The organism is Micromonospora sp. CA-111912 (assembly GCF_050948415.1).
Classification (GTDB): Bacteria; Actinomycetota; Actinomycetes; order Mycobacteriales; family Micromonosporaceae; genus Micromonospora.
The window spans coordinates 1,035,636-1,057,472 of record NZ_CP192007.1; the positions used below are offsets into that span (position 1 = coordinate 1,035,636).

Sequence of the window (21,837 nt, forward strand, 5' to 3'; positions counted from 1 at the left end):
GGCCGGCGGCCTTTCGTAGACTCGGTCTGGTGAGCACAGCGGAACTGGACCGGGCGGTGGGACTGCTGGTCCGTCAGGTCGGGCACTGGCAGCAACCGCGCTGGGCGGCGGTCGCCGAGAGCGGCAACGTGTCCCGGGCCGTCCTGGTGCACCGGCTGGTGCAGGAGCTCGCGAACCTCGCCGCCGACGCCGAGGGGCAGCCCCGCCGGGCGGTGCCCCGGCTCGGCAACGACCTCGCCCTGCCCGACCAGCTCAGGGTGGTCACCGCTGACCTGCTGGCCGCCGGACCGGCCACCGAGCTGCTGGCCCGGGCCGCCGCCGAGGTGACGGCGACCCGTACCGTGCTCTGACCGGATTTGACCGCGCTCTGACCCGCTCTGACCGCGCCGGGCCGGTACCCGCCCGGCCCGCCGGTGTCAGCCGAGGCGCTCGAGGACCATGGCCATGCCCTGGCCGCCGCCGACGCACATGGTCTCCAGGCCGACCGACCCGTCGTGCCAATCCAGGGCGTTGAGCAGGGTGCCGGTGATCCGGGCGCCGGTCATGCCGAACGGGTGGCCGACGGCGATCGCCCCGCCCATCACGTTCAGCTTCTCCTCGGGGATGCCGAGCTGCCGGTAGGAGGGGATCACCTGGGCGGCGAACGCCTCGTTGATCTCGACCAGGTCGACGTCGTCGATGGTCATGCCGGCCCGCGCGAGCGCCTGCCGCGACGCCTCGACCGGGCCGAGGCCCATGATCTCGGGGGACAGGGCGGTGACCCCGGTGGAGACGATCCGGGCCAGCGGGGTGATGCCCAGGTCCCGGGCCCGCTGGGCGCTCATGATCACCACGGCGGCGGCGCCGTCGTTGAGCGGGCAGCAGTTGCCGGCGGTGACCCGGCCGTCGGGGCGGAACACCGGCTTCAGCCCGGCGACCCCCTCCAGGGTGACCCCGGCCCGGGGCCCGTCGTCGCCGTCGACCACGGTGCCGTCGGCGGTGGTGACCGGGGTGATCTCGCGGGCCCAGAAGCCGTCGGCGATCGCCTTCTCGGCCAGGTTCTGGCTGCGCACGCCGAAGGCGTCCATGTCGGCGCGGGTCACGTCGTACACCTGGGCCAGGTTCTCGGCGGTCTGTCCCATGGCCAGGTAGATGTCGGGCAGTTCGCCGGACTCTCGCGGGTCCGTCCAGACCTCCGCGCCGCCCTGGGCGTGCTGCGTCGACCGTTCCCGCGCCGCCGCGAAGCGGGGGTTCTCCCAACCGCCACCCACCAGCGCCTGCGCCTCGGGCGGCAGCCCGTCGGAGTTGCCCCGGGCGTACCGGGAGACCATCTCGACCCCGGCGGAGACGAACACGTCACCCTCGCCGGCCCGGATCGCGTGCATCGCCATCCGGGTGGTCTGCAGCGAGGAGGCGCAGTACCGGGTCAGGGTGGCACCCGGCAGGCCGTCCAGGCCCATCAGGGTGGCGACCACCCGGGCCATGTTGAAGCCCTGCTCGCCACCGGGCAGGCCGCAGCCCAGGTAGAGGTCGTCGATCTCGGTGGGGTCGAGCTGGGGGACCTTGTCCAGGGCGGCCCGGACGATGGTGGCGGCAAGGTCGTCGGGGCGGACGTCGCGCAGGGATCCCTTGTGCGCCCGGCCGATGGGGGAGCGGGCGGTGGCGACGATGACGGCGTCGCGGGACGACTCGGTCGGCATGAGCCAACGTTAACTCGCCGGTAACATGCCGGGGAAGCGTCCCACCCGGCGGGAAATGTCACCCCCGCACCCCGGGGCCCGGCCGTGCCGCCGGGGCCCGGCGCCGGCGGTCAGTGGCGGGAGGTGACGTTCGCCGCGGCGGCGACCGCCGGGATCAGCGCGTGCGCCCAGACCCGGTATCCGTCGGCGGAGGGGTGGAACCCGTCGTGGCAGAAGGTGCCGGCGTCGGCCCGGAACACCGGGCCGGTCTCGGTGCCCAGGTCGACCACGGTGCCCCCGGCGTCGAGCACGGCGACGGTCTGTGCCCGGGCCACCCGCCGGCCGGCCCAGCCGACCACCTGCCGCAGCGGTGGGGCGATCGCGTGGACCGCCCCCAGGTCGGGGCAGGTGCCGACGACGACCTCGACGTGCGCCTCGCGCAGTCGCCGCACGGCCGCCCCCAGGTACGCCCCGGCCTCCGCCGGCCGGCGCAGCGCGGTGGCGTCGTTGGCGCCGATCAGGATCACCGCCACGTCGGGACGCGGGCCGAGCAGCGCCCGGGCCACCTGGGTGGCCAGGTCGGTGGAGCGGGAGCCGGACACCCCGACGCTGGACAGGTGCACCTGGCGGCCCGCCGGCCCCTCGGCGAGCAGGTGGGCGAGCTGCCCGCCGACGGTGTCGCCCAGCCGGCCCACGCCGACTCCGAGGGCGGACGAGTCGCCGAGCAGGACCAGCCGCAGCGGCGCCGCCCCCGGCCGCCCCACCGTCGCACGCAGGGCCAGCCCAAGCTCCGGCTGGGCATACCGGCGGTTGCGGGCGACGAACGCCTCGCCCGCGAGGACGGCCGCGCCGCCGATCGTCCCGGCGATCAGGGACAGGGCCGCAGCCCGGCCCAGCCGGAGGGCGAGTTCTGCGCCCAGACCCCGGTCTCCCGCGCCGTGGCTACCGCTGTGCTCGGTCATGGCAGTCCCTCCAGTGTGGGTGAGTCGGCGGCCGGGCCGGGTTGCGGCACCGCGCCGACGCCGAAGAAGGCCCGCCGGCGCAGCTGCGCCCATCGCCCGCCCGGCCCCCGGTCGCGCCCGTGGACCTGGGTGGCGCTGACCTCCGTGCCCGCGTGCCGAGCCGCCTCGTGGGCGGCCTCAGGCAGCGACCGTACGCCCTCCCCGCGCGCGAGGCCAGGGCGGCGCTCCTGCCCGGCACCGAGCGCCGAGAGCACGGTCGGCAGCAGCGCGGCGGCGGCCATCGCGTACCCCTCGGCGGAGGGATGGAACCGGTCCCAGGCGAACATCCGGGTCGGCTCGGCGACGAACCGGGGACCGAGCAGGTCGGCGAGGGAGACCGTCCAGCCGCCCGCCTCCACCACCGCCACCGTCTGGGCGGCGGCGAGCTGCCGGCTCCACCGCCGGGCCAGCCAGCGCAGCGGCGGCTGGATCGGCCGGATCGCCCCGAGGTCGGGGCAGGTGCCGACCACCACCTCGCACCCGCCCTCGCGCAGCGCGTGGACCGCGTCGAACAGGTAGCGCACGGCCAGGCTCGCCGGGGCACGGTTGGTGACGTCGTTGCCGCCGATCAGGATCACCGCGACGTCCGGCTGGTGCTCCAGCGCGGACTCCACCTGCGGCTTGAGCCCCGACGAGATGGCGCCCACCACGGCGAACCGGTGCAGCCGCACCGGGCGGTGCAGGCGGCGGGACAGGCCGGTGGCCAGCAGCGACCCGGGGGTCTCCCGGCGGCGGTGCACCCCGTACCCGGCGGCGGTGGAGTCGCCGAGGATCACCACGGTCAGCGGCGGGCCGGGGAGCTTCGCGCCGTAGACGCCGTCGCAGCGGGGCGGGGGCGCCTCGGCCATAGGTATGGTGCGCCGGGCCTGCCGGGCCTGGCCGATCAGCACACCGCCCGTGGCGACGGCGGCAGCGGCGGTGGCGCCCGTGCCGAGCGCCGCCAGGCGGGCGACCCGCCGGGCGCGGCGCCAGCGCGGACCAACCGGTACGGCGGAACCAGCGACCCCCATACCGCGACATTATCGCGCCGGCACGACATGCCGCTGTCGTCGTGCTGCCCTCTGCGATGCCTGGGATCCGACGGTTGCGGGTATTCCTTGCACCGACACCGCACGATGTCGGGCGGAGAGGGGTGTGGAGATGGGAAAGACACTGAAACGTGGCGCGGCGTTCACGGCGTTGGCCAGGGCGCTGTCCTCGGGGGCGAGGGGCGGCCCGTCGCTGGGCGCCCGGCTGGGGGCGCTGCCCCGGATGATCCGGGCCACCACCCGGGGCGAGTACGACGGCGGCCTCCGGCTGGCCCTGATGACCGCGGCGACGGCGTACATCGTCTCGCCGATCGACCTGCTCCCGGAGATCCCGCTGGCGATCTTCGGGCTGGCCGACGACGCGGTCATGGTCACCTGGCTGGCCGGCGCCGTGCTGGCGGAGACCGAGCGGTTCATCGAGTGGGAGACCCGCCGCAGCTCGGTCATCCCGGGGCATGTGACGCCCTGACGGCACGTACCCTGGGCGTCGAATCAACGTCTGCCCGGCCGCCGTCGCCGGCGCCGTAACGGAGGGCACAACGAGGTGCAGTACTACGACAACGTCGTCGAGATGATCGGCAACACCCCGCTGGTGCGACTGCGCAACGTCACCGAGGGCATCCGGGCGACCGTGCTCGCGAAGGTGGAGTACCTCAACCCGGGCGGTTCGGTGAAGGACCGGATCGCGCTACGGATGGTCGAGGACGCCGAGGCCGCCGGGATCCTGGGGCCGGGCGGCACCATCGTCGAGCCGACCAGCGGCAACACCGGTGTCGGCCTGGCCCTGGTGGCCCAGCTCAAGGGCTACCGGTGCGTGTTCGTCTGCCCGGACAAGGTCAGCCAGGACAAGCAGGACGTGCTGCGGGCGTACGGCGCGGAGGTGGTGGTCTGCCCGACCGCCGTCGCGCCGGAGGACCCGCGCTCCTACTACAACGTCTCCGACCGGCTGGCCCGGGAGATCCCCGGCGCGTGGAAGCCCGACCAGTACAGCAACCCGGCCAACCCGCGCTCGCACTACGAGACCACCGGGCCGGAGCTGTGGAAGCAGACCGGCGGCGGGCTGACCCACTTCGTGGCCGGGGTGGGCACCGGCGGCACCATCTCCGGCATCGGCCGGTACCTGAAGGAGGCCTCCGGCGGGCGGGTGAGGATCGTCGGTGCGGACCCGGAGGGCTCGGTCTACTCCGGCGGCACCGGCCGGCCGTACCTGGTCGAGGGGGTCGGCGAGGACTTCTGGCCCGAGACGTACGACCGGAGCATCACCGACGAGATCGTGGAGGTCTCCGACAAGGCGTCCTTCGAGATGACCCGGCGGCTGGCCCGCGAGGAGGGGCTGCTGGTCGGCGGCTCCTGCGGGATGGCCGTGGTCGCCGCCCTGGAGGTGGCCCGCGCCGCCGGCCCGGACGACGTGGTCGTGGTGCTGCTGCCGGACAGCGGCAAGGGTTACCTGTCGAAGATCTTCAACGACACCTGGATGGCCCGGTACGGCTTCCTGGACAACTCGGGCAGCGAGCCGACCGTCGCCGACGCCCTCGCCGGCAAGCCGGGCGGGCTGCCCGAGCTGGTGCACGTGCACCCCACCGAGACGGTCCGTGACGCCATCGACTACATGCGCGAGTACGGCGTCTCCCAGCTCCCGGTGCTCAAGGCCGAGCCGCCCGTGGTGACCGGCGAGGTGGCCGGCTCGATCGCCGAGCGGGACCTGCTCGACGCCCTGTTCACCGGTCAGGCGCACCTGCACGACACGATCGAGCGGCACATGGCCGACCCGCTGCCGATGATCGGCGGTGGCCAGCCGGTGAGCGAGGCGGTCGCGCTGCTGGAGAAGTCCGACGCGGCGCTGGTGCTGGTGGACGGCAAGCCCAAGGGCGTGCTGACCCGGCAGGACCTGCTCGCCCACCTCGGCGCACACTGACCCGACGACACGTCGCAGGGCCCCCTTCCCGGTCGCGGGAACGGGGCCCTGCGAGCTGACGGAAGCCTTTCTGGGGCGGCTCCGCAACGGCGGGTCATCAGCTGGGAACTGGACGTCCGTTGCGTCTACCTCAGAGGCAGCGCGGCTACGGTACGCCACTCGTACATCTGGCGATCGCGGTGCATCTCGATCAGATCAACGTGCTTGATAGCGACCGAAGGACTCGACCGCTCCGACCACCACGACCGTCGACGCCCAGGGCCGAAACGACTTCAACGAACTTGAGAAAACGACCGACGCCCGAGGGGAAGCCCTCTGGTACGGCTACGACGCCCTCGGCCGCAAGGCCGGACTCCGCGACGACTCCGCGACCGGAGCCCTGCGCGCGAAGTGGAAGTACGACCTGCTCTACACCGGCTCCACGGCAAAAGCGAAGAGTCAACTGACCGAGTCCTACCGGTACGACCCGCCGGGCTCGACGAACATCCACAAGTGGCAGGTCGGTGCCTTCAGCCCTCGCGGCCAGCCCAGCATCACGAACTACGTCATCCCCGCCGTCGAAGGAGCCGGCCTCTCCGGCACGTGGACCTACGAGCGCAGGAACCTACGTCACGTTGAGACCTACACCGAGTTCGGCGAACCCAACATCACCACTCGGCGAACCTCCGGGGGTCTCTACGTGCGGCGGTGGACATCAGGTGTAGAGGACCAGGTGCCAGTGCGGGTTGTGGCTGGCGGAATAGGTGCACGAATAGTCGGAGTAACGCGAGTCCGGCCGGTCGACTGCATTGCTGCCGGCCTGGTAGCAGGCGGTGCTGGAGGTGAACCACCCGCCGTTCACCGGAGCGGCGCTTGCGGGGGTCGCTGTCGTCAGCGACACGGTGCCAGCGACAATCGCACTGAGAATGCCCAGACGTGTGCCTGATTTCCCAATCTTGGTCACAACATTCCTTTCCTCCCTCGATTCCGAGACCGCGCCCGTGTGCCGAATGCTGCACGGTTCCGGAATCAATTCCGTTCCTCCTGTATACACGGGTGCATGGGAGTCCACAAGAGAAGCGGTGCGGCCGCAGGTGGAGTGAGGTGATCTCAACCGCCGTCCGGGCTCAGTTCGGGATGACACGGGCAACGCGTTCATAACGGATGGCGCAGAGACAGGGCGTGGGCCCCCGGCAGACAGGTTCTTGCGACGGAATCTGATCTGCCAGGAAGGACCCCACGCTATTGCCTATCGGGCCATCCTGGACGTCCCCAGGAAACTCGTACAGCACATGGCGCGGCTGCTACGCGCCGCGTCGCACGGTAGGAACCCGACCGGGTAACCGCGCCCTGACCTGCTTCTGCCAGGTCGTCCTGGCGTGGTTCCGTAAGGGCGGAGACAAGACCACTCTCGCGGCCGGGTAGGGACCCTTCTCTACCGTATGCGTTAGTAGGGTGCCCTTCCTTACAGCTTGCGGGCGTAACGGAGTTGGGGGGTGTAGGCGGTGCCGACGTGTTCCTCGCGGCGCTCGCCGGTGGGCAGCCAGCCGCCGCGCTCGTAGAACCGGCGGGCGTTGGCGTTGGGCTCCAGCACCCACAGCACCGCCCGGTGCCAGCCCCGGCCGCGCATCGTGGCCAGCGCGTCGGCCATCAGCGCCCGGCCGGTGCCCCGGCCCTGTTCGTCCGGGTCGAGGTGGATGGCGTTGAGCAGCCCGGTCGTCGGGTCGTCCTGGTCGTCGGGGCCGAGGTAGCTGAAGCCGACCAGCCGGCCGTCCCGCTCGGCCACGGTCATCAGGTGGTCGTCGCGCTCCCACGCCCACCGCTCGGCCCAGTACGCCCCCATCGCCTCCGGTGTCGGGTCGGCCAGCGCCTCCGCCGGCAGGAACGACGAGTACGCCGCCACCCGGGACCGCTGGTGCAGCGCCCCCACCGCGAGCAGGTCGTCGACGGTCGCGTGGCGCAGGGTGATCGTCACCCGCCCGAGGCTACCCGCCGGGGCGGCACCGGTACGGTCATCAAGTCCTCGGCGACCACCAGGTCACCGGCGAAGTGCTGCCGGGCCTCGTCGGCGAAGCGCCGGGCGTCGCCGTACCGCTGGGAGAAGTGGGTGAGCATCAGCGTGCGTACCCCCGACTCGGCCGCCACCCGGGCGGCCTGGCCGGCCGTGAGGTGCCCGACCTCGGCGGCGAGCGCGGCCTCGGACTCCAGGAACGTCGACTCGATGACCAGCAGGTCGGCGTGCTCGGCGAGGGCGTACACCCCGTCGCAGAGCCCGGTGTCCATCACGAAGGCGAACCGCTGCCCCGGCCGGGTCACGCTCACCTCGTCCCGGGTCACGCGGCGACCGCCGACGTCCAGGTGGCCGACGCGGAGCAGCTCCCCGACGGCCGGCCCGGCGATCCCGTACGCGGCCAGCCGCTCCGGCAGCATCCGGCAGCCGTCCGGCTCGACCAGCCGGTAGCCGTACGTCTCGATCGGGTGCCGCAGCCGACGGGCCTCCAGCGTGCCTGCGCGCAGGGCGAACCGCTGCCCGTCGGCGGTGATCGGCTCGACGGCCAGCTCGGCGGTCTCGTGGAAGCTCGACGCGTGCCGCAGCCGGTCGAAGTACTCGGCGCCGCCGGCCGGGAAGTGCACCGCCACCGGGCGGGGCACCCGGTCCAGGGAGAGCCGCTGGATGGTGCCGGGCAGGCCGAGGCAGTGGTCGCCGTGGAAGTGGGTGACGCAGATCCGGGTCAGGTCGGTGGCGGTGACGCCGGTGTGCAGGAGCTGCCGCTGGCTGCCCTCGCCCGGGTCGAAGAGGATCACCTCGTCGTCCCAGCGCAGCACGTACCCGTTGTGGTTGCGCGCCCGGGTCGGTGCCTGACTGGCCGTCCCGAGCACCACCAGCTCACGCATGGACAAGGATGCCTCCCCGGCTGGGCTGCCCGGCCCGGCTGGACATGGAGCGACCCCCGGGGTTTCCGTGCTCGCGCACGGGCCGGCTGGACTGGGCCGGCACCCCGGGGGTCGGGTGGCTGTCGTGAATTCGCCGCACCGCTGCCACACGGTCTCGACGATGGTGCATGCCCGCCTCGCGGCGGACAGGGTTCTCACTGTCGAGGACAGCGGCTAGCGGACAGCCACCTCACGAGTCCGATTGCTATACAACTTTGGACCACCTCCCTTCACGTGTACGGCCACGGTACCCACCCCCCGGGGGCGGCGGCAACGGATTTGATTCACATGCCGAGCGGGAAGGGGCGGGGCGCCTGCCTGCCGGTTCAGTCGGTGATCCCGATCGGGCCCTCGCGCGGGCCCTCCTCGCTGGCCGGCTGCACCGCCAGCGACGGGAAGTCGGCCAGGTCGCCCTCCGGCTCGGCGTCCCACTCGGGGAAGACCAGGTCGCTCTGGAGGTAGAGGCAGAGGAGCTGGGTCAGGTGGCTCAGCCCGTCGAGGTGGGTGCGCTCGTGGCCGTGGGTGGCGTCCACCCCGAAGCCGAGCAGCGCCACCCGGGCGTGCGCGCCCGCCTCGACCGCCGCCGCCACGTCCGAGCGGTAGTACTCGAAGACGTCCCGGACCAGGTCCACCTCGTGCTCGCGGGCGATCGCCGCCAGGTTGCGGGTGAGGTGGTAGTCGAACGGGCCGACGCCGTCGCCCATCGCCAGGGTGGCCGCGTTCTCCCGGGACTGCTGCCCGGGGGCGACCACCGCGGCGTCCACGGAGACGATCTCCGCGACGTCCGGGTCCAGGCCGTGGCTGGCCCCGTGCCCGATCTCCTCGGTGACCGTGACCAGCAGGTGCGCGGTCACCGCCGGGGTCACCCCCGCGTCGATCATCGCCTTGAACGCGGTCAGCACGGCCGCCACCCCGGCCTTGTCGTCCAGGTGCCGGGACTTGACGTACCCGCTCGGGGTGACCGTCGGGTTGGGCAGGAACGCCACGAAGTCCCCGGCGTCGATGCCGAGGGCACGCAACCCAGCCTCGTCGTCCACCGGCTCGTCGACCCGGACCTCGACCTGCTCCCAGCCGACCCCCTGGAGGTCGACGGCCTCGTTGTAACGGTGCCCGCTGGCCTTGAGCGGCAGCACCTGGCCGGTGACCACCCGGTCCAGGTCGTCGGTGAAGATCCGCACGTGCGCGCCCTCGGCGAACCGGGCGCTGTGCGTGCCGATCTGCATCAGCTCCAGCCGGCCGTTCTCCTTGAGCCGCTTCACCATGCCGCCGATGGTGTCGGTGTGCACCACGATCGCCCGGTCCGCGCCGGTCTGTCGGGGCCCCGGCAGGCAGGCGCTCAGCGCGCCGCGTCGGGTCAGTGTGGAGGAGATCCCGAACGCGGAGAGGCGCTCGCCGACGTACTGCTGCACGTGGTCGGTGCGCCCGGACGGGCTCGGGATCTCCAGCAGCTCCAGCAGCACCTGGCGGAGGTAGTCCAGGTCGATCTTCAGCGGGACGGGCTTGCGTGCGGTCATGCCTGAGAGCTTGCCGCACCCGCCGGTGACCAGAGGCGTTGCGGTGCCCGCGTGCCGGGGAAGAGCAGGTCGACGAAGCGCTCGGCGGTCGGTTGCGGCTCGTGGTTGGCCAGGCCGGGCCGCTCGTTCGCCTCGATGAACACGTGCTCCGGCCGGTCGGGGGCGGGAACCAGCAGGTCAACCCCCGTGACCGGGATGTCCAGCGCCCGACTGGCCGCCACGCACGCCTCGGCGATTTCCGGGTGCAGCTCGCTGGTGACGTCGTGGATCGTGCCACCGGTGTGCAGGTTCGCGGTCCGGCGGACGGTCAGCACCGTGCCCTCGGGCAGCACGTCGCGCAGCTCGTACCCGGCCTCGGCGACCACGTCCCGGGTCATGTCGTCCACCGGGATGCGGGACTCACCCCCGGTGGCGGCGGCCCGGCGGCGGCTCTGCCGCTCGATCAACTCGGCGATGTCGTGCACCCCGTCGCCGGTCACCTGCGCGGGCCGGCGGACGGCCGCGGCGACCACCTCGTGGTCGATGACGATCACCCGCAGGTCCTCGCCGTCGCGCATCTCCTCGATGAGCACGTCCGGGCAGAAGCCCCGGGCCAGCGCGACGGCGGCGGCCAGCGCCTCCGGGGTGCACACCCCGACGGTGATGCCGTTGCCCTGCTCCCCGCGCGCCGGCTTCACCACCACCCGGCCCACCTCGGCCAGGAACGCGGCGTCGGCGTCGTCCCCGGTCGCGGTCCGGCCGCGCGGCACCGACAGGCCCGCCTCGGTGAGGATCCGCCGGGTGACCCGCTTGTCGTCGCACCGGCTCATCGCCACCGCCGAGGTCAGCTCCGACAGCGACTCGCGGGTGACGACCGTCCGGCCGCCGTTGCTCAGCCGCAGCTCGCCCCACTCGGGGTCGGTGACCTCCACCCGGATGCCCCGGCGCATCGCCTCGTCCGCGACGATCCTCGCGTACGGGTTGAGCAGGTCGTACCCCTGCGGGGTCGAGGGCAGGAAGAGCCGCTCGTTGATCGGGTTCTTCCGCTTCACGCAGAGCGTGGCGGTGCGGTAGAAGCCGAGCCGCTCGTACAGCCGGATCGCCCCGGTGTTCTCGGCCAGCACCGACAGGTCGACGAACGACCGGCCGCGCTCGGTGAGCCGGGCGGCCAGCTCGGTGAGCAGGGCCTGGCCGGTGCCGGGCGGAGCGGTGTTGAAGTCCACGGTGAGGCACCACAGGCTGGCGCCGTTGTCCGGGTCGGCGAAGACCGCGGCGTGGTCCACGCCGGTGATCGTGCCGACCACGTCCCCGGTGGCGTCCTCGGCCACCAGGTGCAGGAACCGGTCGGTGCGGGCGTTGTCGACCAGCACGTCAACCGGTGCGGTGACCATGCCGTTGCGGGCGTAGATCCGGTTCACCGCGTCCGCGTCGTCGGCGTCGCGCAGCGTCCGGATCCGCAGCCCGGGCAGGGCGTCCTCCTCGCCGGTGTCCGGGCTGCCGGCCGGTCCCACGGGCAACCGCAGCCGGTACGTCAGAGACGGGTCGATGAACAGCTCGTCGGGCAGCCGGGACACCAGTACGTGCGGGTCGCGCAGGTAGATGCAGATGTCCCGGGCGCCGGCGGCCTCCGAGCGCAGCACCGCGGCCACGGCGGCCTGGTCGGCGAAGGTCTGGCCGAAGACCAGCCGGCCCCAGCCGCAGTCGAGCACCACGCCGTCGCCCCCGGTGGGTCGTTCCGCCTCGGCCGGGGCGGGAGCCACGGGGTCCCCGCCCGGCCCGACCCGCTCGCGTCGCCGGCCGAGCACCCGTTCCCGGTCGGTGGATGCCGTTCCGGTCGCCCGTGTGTCGCTCACCTTCAGTCGATTCCGTGGCTCTGGAGCCACATTTCCAGGAGTCCCAGCTGCCACAGCTTGTTTCCGTTCAACGGGGTCAGTTCGGCGTTCGGGTCGGACAACAGCGCGTCGACGTACTCGGCGCGGAACAGGTTGCGGCGGCGGGCCTGCGGCGCGTGCAGCGCGTCGCGTACCCGGTCGAGGAGCTTGCCCTCCAGGTGGGTGAGGCCCGGCACGGGGAAGTAGCCCTTCGGCCGGTCGATGACCTCGTGCGGCAGGACCCGGCGGCCGATCTCCTTCAGCACGCCCTTGCCGCCCTGGGCCAGCTTGAGCTCCGGCGGGCAGCTCGCGGCCAGCTCCACGAACTCGTGGTCGAGGAACGGCACCCGGGCCTCCAGCCCGTGCGCCATGGTCATGTTGTCGACCCGCTTCACCGGGTCGTCGGTCAGCATGATCTGGGTGTCGATCCGCAGGCCGGCGTCGACCGCCGTCTGCGCGCCCACCCGGGCCAGGTGGGCGGCCACGAACTCCCGCGCCGGGTCGCCGTCGGCCAGCCACGCCGGGTCGAGGACCCGGGCCAGTCCGGCCGCGTCCCGGTCGAAGAACGCCTTCGCGTACGTCTCGACGGCCCGCTCCCGGTCGACCCCGGCCAGCGGCGGGTACCAGTGGTAGCCGCCGAGGATCTCGTCCGCGCCCTGGCCGGACTGGACCACCTTGACGTGCTTCGACACCTCCTGGCTGAGCAGGTAGAACGCCACGCAGTCGTGGCTGACCATCGGCTCGCTCATGGCCGCCACGGCCGCCTCCAGGGGCGGCAGCAGGTCGCGGGCGGCCACCCGGATCTGGTGGTGGTCGGTGCCGAACGTCTTCGCCACCAGGTCGGAGAAGACGAACTCGTCGCCGGACCGCCCGCCGACGGCGTCGAAGCCGATGGAGAACGTGGACAGGCCGCGCTGGCCCTCGCCGGCCAGCAGGGCCACCACCAGGCTGGAGTCCAGCCCGCCGGAGAGCAGCACGCCGACCGGGACGTCGGCGACCATCCGGCGGCGCACCGCTGTGGTCAGCGACTCCAGCAGGGCGTCCTCCCAGTCGCGGGCGGACCATCCGGCCCGCTCCTCGTGCCGGGTGAAGGACGGGTCCCAGTAGACCCGCTCGCGGCTGGTGCCGTCCGACTCGTACACCCGGACGGTGGCCGGGGGCAGCTTGGTCACCCCGCGCAGGATCGTGCGCGGCGGCGGCACGATGCTGTGGAAGCTCAGGTAGTGGGCGAGCGCCACCGGGTCGATCGTGGTGTCCACGCCGCCAGCGGCCATCAGGGCCGGCAGGGTGCTGGCGAAGCGCACCACGCCCGGGGCCTCGGCCAGGTAGAGCGGCTTGATGCCGAGCCGGTCCCGGGCCAGCACCAGCCGGCCGCTGTCCCGCTCGCTGATCGCTACGGCGAACATGCCGACCAGGTGGTCGACGAAGTCCAGCCCCCACTCGGCGTACGCCTTGACGACCACCTCGCTGTCGCCGGAGGAGAAGAACCGGTGGCCCTTGGCCTGGAGCTCCTCGCGCAGTTCGCGGTAGTTGTATATGCAGCCGTTGAAGACCCCGGTCAGCCCGGACGCCGGGTCGACCAGCGGCTGCCCGCTGGCGGCCGACAGGTCGATGATCTTCAGGCGGCGGTGGCCGAGGGCGGTCGGCCCCTGGGACCACACCCCGCTGTCGTCGGGGCCCCGGTCGCTCATCGTGGCCGCCATGCGCTCCACCGCCGCGACATCGGCCCGCGAGCCGTCACGCCGAAATTCCCCAGCCAGTCCGCACATGGCAGACAATGCTGCCAGAGGTGAGCGCAGTTCGCCTGTTGAGATGATGTCGTCGTCGTTACGTGCTTGCTAAAATGCGCGCCGCCGCATCCGGGACGGCTCCCGCGCGGGCATTCGGGCCCGGCCCGGCCGCCTGCCCGGTTCGCCCGGCCGACCGGGTGTGACAAACGCCGCACCGGCGGCACGCCACCCTCCGCCCGTCGCCCGTACCCGCCGATCGGCCCCGCCCCCGCAGCACCGGGTGCCGGGTTTCCACCCCGACGGGGCATGGAGTCGAGTTCGTTGCCGTGCCACGCTCGCCGGTGAGCCACGAGGAGGCGATGCTGATGCGCGCGACGACGCGACGACGGGTTGTCCGGACGGTCGGCCGGCTCGCCGTGGCCACCACGCTGGCCGCCGCCGGGGTGCTGGTCGGGGCGTCCCCGGCGCAGGCGGTCGCCACCCGGACGGTGGCCTTCTGGAGCATGGACGAGCCGGCGGGCGCCACGGTCCTCGCCGACAGCAGCGGCAACGGCCGGCACGGGACCGTCGGGACCGAGGTGGCCGCCGGGGAGCGCTACGCGGGCGCGACCGCCCACCGGTTCGCGTACCACAACCCCGTCGACCACGAGTACGTGCCGGGACACGTCGACCTGGTGCCGGCGAGCAACGAGTTCAACCCAGAGGCCGGGGACTTCTCGTTCACCATCCGGTACCGCACCACGCGCTCCTTCGGCAACATCCTGCAGAAGGGGCAGGGCAACACGGCCGGCGGCTACTGGAAGTTCGAGGCGCCCGCCGGCAAGCCCCGGTGCATGTTCCGCGGTGGCGACGGCGCGACCCGCACCGGCTACACGGGCACGCCCATCGCCGACGGGCAGTGGCACACGGTGACCTGCAACCGCACCTCGACGTACGTCGAGATGTACGTCGACGGCGTGCGCACCAGCCGGCTCACCGGCCCCACCGGGACGATCGCCAACAATTGGCAGCTCTCCGTCGGCGGCAAGAGTTCCTGCGACGGGGTGGACGTCACCTGCGACTACTTCGCCGGCGACATCGACTGGATCAGGCTGCTCAAGGGCTCCGGCGGCGCGGCCAACACCCCGCCCACGGCCCACCTCGCGCCGTCCTGCGCCGGGCTGACGTGCACGTTCTCGGCGGCCGGCTCCACCGATGCCGACGGGGCGGTCCAGGACCACGCCTGGGCCTTCGGCGACGGTTCGACCGCCGACACGGACAGCGTTCCGAGCACCACCCACACGTACGCCGAGGCGGGCACCTACCCGGTCACGCTCACCGTCACCGACGACCGGGGAGCCACCGGCACCGCCACGCTGGACGTCACGGTCGCGCCGCTGCCGGAGCTGATCTCGTACGTCGGGCAGGCCACCGCCAACGCGAACGTCACGACCCACTCCGTCGCGGTGCCCCCGGGTGTCCAGGCGGGCGACGCACTACTGCTGTTCCTGAGCCAGAACACCCACGCCACCACCGGCGAACCCGCCGGGGTCACCGGCTGGACCCGGCTCGACCGCCTCGACGGCGGCTACGCCACCACCACGGCCTGGTGGAAGGTCGCCGGCGCCGGCGACGCGGGGTCGACCGTACGGGTCACCCTCGGCTCGCAGTCGAAGGGCAACCTGGTGCTCGCCGCGTACCGGGGGACCGACCCGGCCGGCCCGGTCGCCGGGCACGCCCGGGCCACCGACCCGGCCAGCTCCGCCGTCCGGATCACCCCGACCGCCCCGGTCACCGCCGAGCGGGGCTGGGCCGTGTCGTACTGGCTGCACGGCGACTCCACGTCCACGGCGCTGACCGCCCCGCCCGGCGTCCAGGTGCGCGGCAACAGCTCGCAGACCGGCGGCGGCCGGGTCACCGGGCTGCTCGCCGACTCCGGGGCCTCGGTGCCGACCGGCGCGTACGGCGGCCTGAGCGCGACGGGCGCGGCGGCCAGCACCACGACGACCACCTGGACCGTCGTCCTCCGGGCGGGCTGACGCCGGCCGTAACCGCCGGCCGGCGTCAAGCCGCCGGTCAGGCGGTGCGGGCCACGCCGACCGGGCAGCTCAGCCCGTTCGGCCCGTGGTTGCAGTACCCGTTCGGGTTCTTCGTCGGGGCGAGGTACTGCTGGTGATGGTCCTCGGCGAAGTAGTAGTCGCCGAGTCGGTCGATCTCCGTGGTGATCTCGCCCTTGCCGGCCCGCGCCACGATCGGCGCGAACGCGTCGCGGGACGCCTGGGCGGTGGCGAGCTGGTCGTCGCCGGTGACGTAGATCGCCGACCGGTACTGGGTGCCCACGTCGTTGCCCTGGCGCATGCCCTGGGTCGGGTCGTGGTTCTCCCAGAAGACCTTGAGCAGGTCCTCGTAGCTGATCACGGTGGGGTCGTAGACCACCTGAACCACCTCGGCGTGCCCGGTCCGGCCCGAACACACCTCCTCGTACGTCGGGTTCTGCGTGACGCCGCCCGCGTAGCCGACGGAGGTGGTGAGCACGCCCGGCAGGACCCAGAACAGGCGCTCGGCGCCCCAGAAACAGCCCATGCCGAAGACGGCGACCCGCGCGCCCTCCGGGAACGGCCCCTTCAGCGACGACCCGAGGACCTCGTGCCGGTCGCCGATCGGCATCGCGATCGGGCGGCCGGGCAGGGCCTGGTCGGGGGTGGGCAGTTCGGCCTTCATGCGGCGAAGGAACACGATGGAACTCCTCTCGTACTTCTCCCCGCGTGCAACACCGCCGGGTCCGCCTTCCTTACCCACTTCACCCGCACCCAGGCGGATCCCGCGTCGGATCGGAGGCGAGGTCGGGCTGCGGCCCTTGGCGTCGCTACATTCGGCCACCGCGCCTGCCGGCGAGGGCATGCCCTCTCGCCGCTTTGCTCTGCTTCCTCATCCGCAACAGCTACCGTCGGTGACGAATTGCTCTGGCGAGGCCAGGTGGCCGCCCCGCGTTCGCAATGGTCAGCGCGGTGTTGCGGATGAGGAAGCAGAGCAAAGCGAGGGCGGGTGTCGACGCCGCCAGCCGTGGACGTCACGTAGCGTTGCGACGCGCTGTCACTACCTTGCGTTATCTGCGTCGGCGTTGCGGCGTCGGCGTGGGGCGGGCTTCGGGCCTGGGGGCGGGTACCGGGCGTCGAGGGCTGGGAGGTTTCGTAGGGCGGGCCGAGGGATCGAGTCAGAGGGCTGCCGTGATGCGGGCGGCGTAGGACTCGGCTTCGGTGTCGTCGGCGTAACGGGTGCGGGGCCAGAAGAAGCCGCGCAGGCCGTCGCCCTTCGTCCTCGGCACGACGTGGGTGTGCAGGTGCGGCACGGACTGGGACACCCGGTTGTTCATCGCCACGAACGTGCCGCCGGCCCCCAGACCGGACTCCACCGCCACGGCGAGCCGCTGGACCAGCCCGAAGTAGCCGGGCAGTGCGTCCGCCGGCAGATCGGCCAGGGTGACCAGGTGGGTGCGCGGCACCACCAGCACGTGCCCCCGGAACACCGGCCGGGTGTCGAGGAACGCGACCCCGTCCGGGGCGTCGACCACCCGGAACGCCGGCACGTCGCCCGCCACGATCCCGCAGAACACGCACTCGCCCATCCGGCCAGGCTAACCCCACTGGAACAGGCCGACGCCGCGCCGGTCGTGCGGTGGGGGAAGGAAGCGCTTCCCTACCGGAGGCGTTGACCGGGGTCCCTTCCGTCCCACCGACTAACGTCTCGGGCATGAGTCACGGCTTCGACACGCTCGCCATCCATGCCGGACAGGACCCCGAGGCCCGCACCGGCGCGGTGATCCCACCGATCTACCAGACCAGCACCTACGCCCAGGACGCCGTCGGCGCGCCCCGGCAGGGCTACGAGTACAGCCGCTCCGGCAACCCCACCAGGGATGCGCTCCAGGAGTGCCTCGCCGCGCTGGAGGGCGGCCCCGTCGGGCTCGCCTTCGCCAGCGGCCTGGCCGCCGAGGACACCCTGCTGCGCGCCGCCTGCAAGCCGGGCGACCACGTGGTGATCCCGGACGACGCGTACGGCGGCACGTACCGACTGTTCGCGAAGGTGGCCGAGCGGTGGGGGCTGGCGTACACCCCGGCTAAGGTCTCCGACGTCGATGCCGTGCGGGCCGCGATCCGGCCCGGCGTGACGCGGATCGTCTGGGTGGAGACGCCGACCAACCCGCTGCTCGGCATCGCCGACATCGCCGCGCTGGCCGCCGTCGCCCACGACGCCGGGGCGCTGCTGGTGGTGGACAACACCTTCGCGTCGCCGTACCTGCAGCAGCCGCTCGCGCTCGGTGCGGACGTGGTGGTGCACTCCACCACCAAGTACGTGGGCGGGCACTCGGACGTCGTCGGCGGTGCGCTGGTGGCGGCCGACCGCGGGCTGGGCGAGGAACTGCGCTTCCACCAGAACGCGATGGGCGCGGTCAACGGCCCGTTCGACGCCTGGCTGACCCTGCGCGGCATCAAGACCCTGGGCGTCCGGATGGACCGGCACTGCGACAACGCCGAGCGGATCGCCGCGTACCTGGACGGACACGCCAAGGTCGGTCAGGTCATCTACCCGGGCCTGCCGTCGCACCCCGGGCACGAGGTGGCCGCCAAGCAGATGCGCCGGTTCGGCGGCATGATCTCCTTCCGGGCCGCAGGCGGCGAGGAGCACGCCGTGGAGATCTGCAACCAGGCAAAGTTGTTCGTGCTCGCCGAGTCTCTCGGCGGGGTGGAATCCCTGATCGAGCACCCGGGTCGGATGACACACGCAAGTGTTGCCGGCTCGCCGCTTGAAGTTCCCGGCGATCTCGTGCGACTGTCTGTCGGCATCGAGACGGTCGACGACCTGCTCGCCGACTTGGAGCAGGCGCTGGGCTGACCGCTGGCTGGGGAGGGTGGCCGTGCAGGACATCATGCCGACCTGGGTGGGTGCGACCGCGAAGCAGATCGCCCGCGGCGTACGGCGGGGTGACGTCTCCGCCACCCAGGTCGTGGCCGACCACCTCGACCACATCGCCCGGGTCGACGCCGACCTCGCCGCGTTCCGCACGGTACGCGGCGGGGAGGCGATCACCGAGGCGGAGAAGGTCGACGAGCAGGAGGAACTGGCGAACCTGCCGCTGGCCGGGGTGCCGGTCGCGGTCAAGGAGAACACCCCGGTCGCGGGCCTGCCCACCTGGAACGGCTCGGCCGCCGTGCGCAGCGCGGTGGCGGAGGCCGACCACGAGGTGGTCCGGCGGTTGCGCGGCGCGGGCGCGGTGATCCTCGGGGTGACCCGGATGCCGGAGCTCGGCCTCTGGGCGCTCACCGACGACGGCAGCGCGGTGACCCGCAACCCGTGGGACTCCGGGCGCACCCCGGGTGGCTCCTCCGGCGGGGCCGCCGCCGCGGTCGCCGCCGGGCTGGTGCCCATGGCGCACGGCAACGACGGCCTCGGCTCGATCCGCATCCCGGCGGCCTGCTGCGGTTTGGTCGGGTTGAAGCCCGGCCGGGGCGTGGTGCCCTGCCAGCTCGGCGCCGACGACTGGTTCGGCCTGACCGAGCACGGCATGCTGACCTCCACGGTCGCCGACGCGGCCGTCGGCTTCCAGGTGCTCGCCGGCCGGCCGCAGGAGAAGCTGGTCCCGCCGCATCGGCTGCGGGTCGGCGTCTCGCTGCGGTCCCCGGTGCGCGGCATCTCGCCGGACGCACCCAACCGGGACGCGGTGGCCGCCGCCGGCCGGCTGCTCGCCGCCGCTGGCCACGACACCGTTCCCGCCGACCCGGTCTACCCGACCCGGCTCGGTCTCCAGGGCATCGCCACCTGGTTCGCGGCGGCCGCCGCCGACGTGCGGGCCGCCGGCCTCGACCGGCGCGACCTCCAGCGGCGCAACCGCCGGCATGTCGCGCTGGGGGAGTGGGCGCACCGCCGGGGGTACGTCCGGGAGGCCGACCGGATCGCCTGGCGCGAGCGCTCGATCGGCTTCTTCGCCGACCACTCAGTCGACCTGCTGCTCACCCCGGCGCTGGCCGGCCCGCCGCCGGAGGCCACCGGCTGGTCCGGCCGGTCCTGGAGCGCGAACATGAAGGCCAGCATCCGGTACGCCCCGTACGCCGCCCCGTGGAACATCGCCGGGCTCCCCGCGATCGTGGTGCCGGTGGGCCGCCGCCCCGACGGGTTGCCGGTGGCGGTGCAGCTCGTTGGCCCGCCCGGCTCGGAGCTGCTGCTGCTCGGCGTCGCCGGCCAGTTCGAGCTCCAGGCGCCCTGGACCCGACACGCCCCCGGCTACCCCCGGGTCGTCGGGACGGGGTCACGGGCCACCGCTTGATCGTCTAGCGTGTGCGCTCCTGTTCTACGAGGACGCGCTGGTCCGCAACCTCGTTCCGCCTGTCACGGACCCGTCGCCGCAGGTAGCGGGCGCGCGGGGCGCGGTGTCGCCGCCGGCCGCCGGGGCGGCGGGTGGCACGATCGGGGCATGACGGAACTGGTCGGTCTCGCCGACGTGCGTGCCGCGCGGGAGCTGCTCGCGGGCATCACCCGCACCACCCCGCTGGAGCCCTCCCGCCCGCTGAGCGCGGCGCTCGGCGGGCCGGTCTGGCTCAAGTGTGAGAACGTGCAGCGCGCCGGGTCGTACAAGGTGCGGGGGGCGTACGTGCGGATCTCCCGGCTGTCCGCGGCGGAGCGCGACCGGGGCGTGGTGGCCGCCAGCGCCGGCAACCACGCGCAGGGGGTGGCGCTGGCCGCCGGGCTGGTCGGCACGCACGCCACCGTCTTCATGCCGGTGAACGCGCCGCTGCCGAAGGTCGCTGCCACCAAGGGGTACGGCGCCCAGATCGAGTTGGCCGGGCACACGGTCGACGAGTCGCTGGTCGCGGCGCAGGCCTTCGCCGAGCGGACCGGGGCGGTCCTCATCCACCCGTTCGACCACCGGGACGTGATCGCCGGGCAGGGCACCGTGGCGCTGGAGATCCTCGAACAGTGCCCGGACGTGAAGACGATGATCACCGGGGTCGGTGGGGGCGGCCTGATCTCCGGGATGGCGGTCGCTGCCAAGGCGCTGCGGCCAGACGTGCGGCTGATCGGTGTGCAGGCGGCCGGGGCGGCGGCGTACCCGCCCTCGCTGGTCGCCGGCGAGCCGGTCCGCCTGCCCGCGTTCAGCACGATCGCCGACGGCATCGCGGTGGGCCGGCCGGGGGAGATCACCTTCAGCCACGTCCGTGAGCTCGTCGACGAGATCGTCACCGTCTCCGAGGAGGACATCTCCCGGGCGCTGCTGATGCTGCTGGAGCGGGGCAAGCAGGTGGTGGAGCCGGCCGGCGCGGTGGGCGTGGCCGCCCTGCTGGCCGGCGTGGTGCAGGTCGAGACGCCGGTGGTGGCGGTGCTCTCCGGCGGCAACATCGACCCGCTGCTGCTGCTGCGGGTGATCGAGCACGGACTGGCGGCGGCCGGCCGGTACCTGCGTGTCACCGTCCGCTGCTCGGACCGGCCGGGGCAGCTCGCCTCGCTGCTCAGCGAGATCGCCGAGCACCGGGCGAACGTCGTCGACGTGGAGCACCAGCGGGCCAATCCGCACCTGGGGCTCGGCGAGGTGGAGGTGGCGCTGTCGGTGGAGACCCGGGGCGTCGAGCACTCCGACACGCTGATCAGCGCCCTGCGGGCCAGCGGCTACCAGGTGGTCTTCGCCGCGGAGTCCTGACCGATGATCCCCGGGGCCGGCCTGCCGGCCCCGGGGATCATCGTCGGGGTGGCTCAGCCCGCAAACGGCTCGAACTTGACGATGGTCACCTTGATGTCCGCGCCGCTGGGGGCGGTGTAGGTGACGGTCTGCCCGGGCCGCGTGCGGAGGATCGACTTGCCCAGCGCCGACTCCGGGCTGTAGACGGTCAGCTCGGTCGTCGCCGCGATCTCCCGCGATCCGAGCAGGAACGTCTCGGTGTCGTCGGTGTCGTCGTCGAAGTAGATCGTGACGACCATGCCGGGGGCCACCGAGTCGGCGGTCGGCGCCTCGCCCACCTTGGCGGTGCGCAGCAGCTCCTTCAGGTAGAGGATCCGCCCCTCCGCCTTGCCCTGCTCCTCGCGGGCGGCGTGGTAGCCGCCGTTCTCCCGCAGGTCGCCCTCCTCGCGCCGGGCGTTGATCTCGGCGGCGATGACCGTCCGGTTGGCGATCAGCTCGTCGAGCTCGCCCTGGAGGCGGTCGTGCGCGTCCTGGGACAGCCAGGTGGCGGGCGCCTCGTTGTCAGTGTTGGACACAGGCG

General features: G+C 73.0%; 19 protein-coding genes. 7 read left to right on the forward strand and 12 right to left on the reverse strand.

The window, feature by feature from the left end; translation table 11 throughout:
• Positions 1–29: 29 nt before the first annotated feature.
• The gene (locus ACQPZO_RS04890; RefSeq protein WP_433347409.1) at positions 30–350 is read left to right on the forward strand and encodes a hypothetical protein; all 321 of its coding nucleotides are present in this window, start codon (positions 30–32) and stop codon (positions 348–350) included.
• Between the two features lie 66 nt (positions 351–416).
• Here the strand turns inward: ACQPZO_RS04890 and ACQPZO_RS04895 are convergent, their stop codons facing one another.
• The 3 genes from ACQPZO_RS04895 to ACQPZO_RS04905 form a co-directional block, all read right to left on the reverse strand.
• Entirely contained in the window at positions 417–1,679 is a 1,263-nt protein-coding gene (locus ACQPZO_RS04895) for an acetyl-CoA C-acetyltransferase (protein ID WP_433347410.1), read from the reverse strand.
• A gap of 110 nt (positions 1,680–1,789) precedes the next feature.
• Positions 1,790–2,620 carry an SGNH/GDSL hydrolase family protein gene (locus ACQPZO_RS04900; RefSeq protein ID WP_433347412.1) on the reverse strand — a complete coding sequence of 277 codons (831 nt, stop codon included), beginning with the start codon at positions 2,618–2,620 and terminating at the stop codon, positions 1,790–1,792.
• Positions 2,617–3,669 (reverse strand): SGNH/GDSL hydrolase family protein, encoded by a 1,053-nt coding sequence (locus tag ACQPZO_RS04905; protein ID WP_433347414.1) that lies wholly within the window; start codon positions 3,667–3,669, stop codon positions 2,617–2,619. The genes ACQPZO_RS04900 and ACQPZO_RS04905 overlap by 4 nt, the downstream gene beginning before the upstream one ends.
• 130 nt (positions 3,670–3,799) lie before the next feature.
• Here ACQPZO_RS04905 and ACQPZO_RS04910 point away from each other — a divergent pair, with 130 nt between their 5' ends.
• On the forward strand, positions 3,800–4,156 hold the full coding sequence (locus ACQPZO_RS04910; protein WP_433347416.1) for a YkvA family protein: 357 nt from the start codon (positions 3,800–3,802) through the stop codon (positions 4,154–4,156).
• A 75-nt stretch (positions 4,157–4,231) separates the two neighbouring features.
• Complete coding sequence (locus ACQPZO_RS04915; protein ID WP_433347418.1) at positions 4,232–5,602, forward strand: cystathionine beta-synthase; 1,371 nt, start codon at positions 4,232–4,234, stop codon at positions 5,600–5,602.
• 694 nt (positions 5,603–6,296) lie between these two features.
• Here ACQPZO_RS04915 and ACQPZO_RS04920 read toward each other — a convergent pair.
• The 6 genes from ACQPZO_RS04920 to ACQPZO_RS04945 all read right to left on the reverse strand — a co-directional run bounded on the left by ACQPZO_RS04920 (position 6,297) and on the right by ACQPZO_RS04945 (position 13,648).
• Positions 6,297–6,545, reverse strand: coding sequence for a hypothetical protein (locus ACQPZO_RS04920; protein ID WP_433347419.1), 249 nt, complete (start codon positions 6,543–6,545; stop codon positions 6,297–6,299).
• A 501-nt stretch (positions 6,546–7,046) separates the two neighbouring features.
• Positions 7,047–7,556: an N-acetyltransferase family protein gene (locus ACQPZO_RS04925; RefSeq protein WP_433347421.1), complete on the reverse strand. Its 510-nt coding sequence runs from the start codon at positions 7,554–7,556 to the stop codon at positions 7,047–7,049.
• Positions 7,553–8,482 (reverse strand): ribonuclease Z, encoded by a 930-nt coding sequence (locus ACQPZO_RS04930; RefSeq protein WP_433347423.1) that lies wholly within the window; start codon positions 8,480–8,482, stop codon positions 7,553–7,555. The genes ACQPZO_RS04925 and ACQPZO_RS04930 overlap by 4 nt, the downstream gene beginning before the upstream one ends.
• Before the next feature lie 359 nt (positions 8,483–8,841).
• Positions 8,842–10,029 (reverse strand): osmoprotectant NAGGN system M42 family peptidase, encoded by a 1,188-nt coding sequence (locus ACQPZO_RS04935; RefSeq protein WP_433347425.1) that lies wholly within the window; start codon positions 10,027–10,029, stop codon positions 8,842–8,844.
• A complete protein-coding gene (gene ngg / locus ACQPZO_RS04940) occupies positions 10,026–11,861 on the reverse strand; it encodes an N-acetylglutaminylglutamine synthetase (protein ID WP_433347427.1) in 1,836 nt (611 codons plus the stop codon). Before ngg ends, ACQPZO_RS04935 begins: the two co-directional genes overlap by 4 nt.
• Positions 11,862–11,863: 2 nt before the next feature.
• A complete protein-coding gene (locus tag ACQPZO_RS04945) occupies positions 11,864–13,648 on the reverse strand; it encodes an N-acetylglutaminylglutamine amidotransferase (RefSeq protein ID WP_433347429.1) in 1,785 nt (594 codons plus the stop codon).
• 302 nt (positions 13,649–13,950) lie between these two features.
• Between ACQPZO_RS04945 and ACQPZO_RS04950 the strand changes: the two genes are divergently transcribed.
• Positions 13,951–15,627 (forward strand): PKD domain-containing protein, encoded by a 1,677-nt coding sequence (locus ACQPZO_RS04950; RefSeq protein ID WP_433347431.1) that lies wholly within the window; start codon positions 13,951–13,953, stop codon positions 15,625–15,627.
• 37 nt (positions 15,628–15,664) lie between these two features.
• Here ACQPZO_RS04950 and msrA read toward each other — a convergent pair whose 3' ends face one another.
• Together msrA and ACQPZO_RS04960 are read right to left on the reverse strand one after the other, a co-directional pair.
• Positions 15,665–16,324, reverse strand: a complete 660-nt coding sequence (gene msrA, locus ACQPZO_RS04955) for a peptide-methionine (S)-S-oxide reductase MsrA (RefSeq protein ID WP_433347433.1) — start codon at positions 16,322–16,324, stop codon at positions 15,665–15,667.
• Between the two features lie 478 nt (positions 16,325–16,802).
• Positions 16,803–17,213, reverse strand: a complete 411-nt coding sequence (locus tag ACQPZO_RS04960) for an HIT family protein (RefSeq protein WP_433347435.1) — start codon at positions 17,211–17,213, stop codon at positions 16,803–16,805.
• Positions 17,214–17,338: 125 nt separating this feature from the next.
• On the opposite strand from ACQPZO_RS04960, the gene ACQPZO_RS04965 reads away from it, so the two are divergent.
• The 3 genes from ACQPZO_RS04965 to ilvA all read left to right on the forward strand — a co-directional run bounded on the left by ACQPZO_RS04965 (position 17,339) and on the right by ilvA (position 21,278).
• A complete protein-coding gene (locus ACQPZO_RS04965) occupies positions 17,339–18,481 on the forward strand; it encodes a cystathionine gamma-synthase (protein ID WP_433347437.1) in 1,143 nt (380 codons plus the stop codon).
• Between the two features lie 16 nt (positions 18,482–18,497).
• On the forward strand, positions 18,498–19,910 hold the full coding sequence (locus ACQPZO_RS04970; protein ID WP_405113626.1) for an amidase: 1,413 nt from the start codon (positions 18,498–18,500) through the stop codon (positions 19,908–19,910).
• Positions 19,911–20,057: 147 nt separating this feature from the next.
• Entirely contained in the window at positions 20,058–21,278 is a 1,221-nt protein-coding gene (ilvA, locus tag ACQPZO_RS04975) for a threonine ammonia-lyase (RefSeq protein WP_433347440.1), read from the forward strand.
• A gap of 53 nt (positions 21,279–21,331) precedes the next feature.
• Here the strand turns inward: ilvA and greA are convergent, their stop codons facing one another.
• Positions 21,332–21,832: a transcription elongation factor GreA gene (greA, locus tag ACQPZO_RS04980; RefSeq protein ID WP_433347442.1), complete on the reverse strand. Its 501-nt coding sequence runs from the start codon at positions 21,830–21,832 to the stop codon at positions 21,332–21,334.
• Positions 21,833–21,837 lie beyond the last annotated feature (5 nt).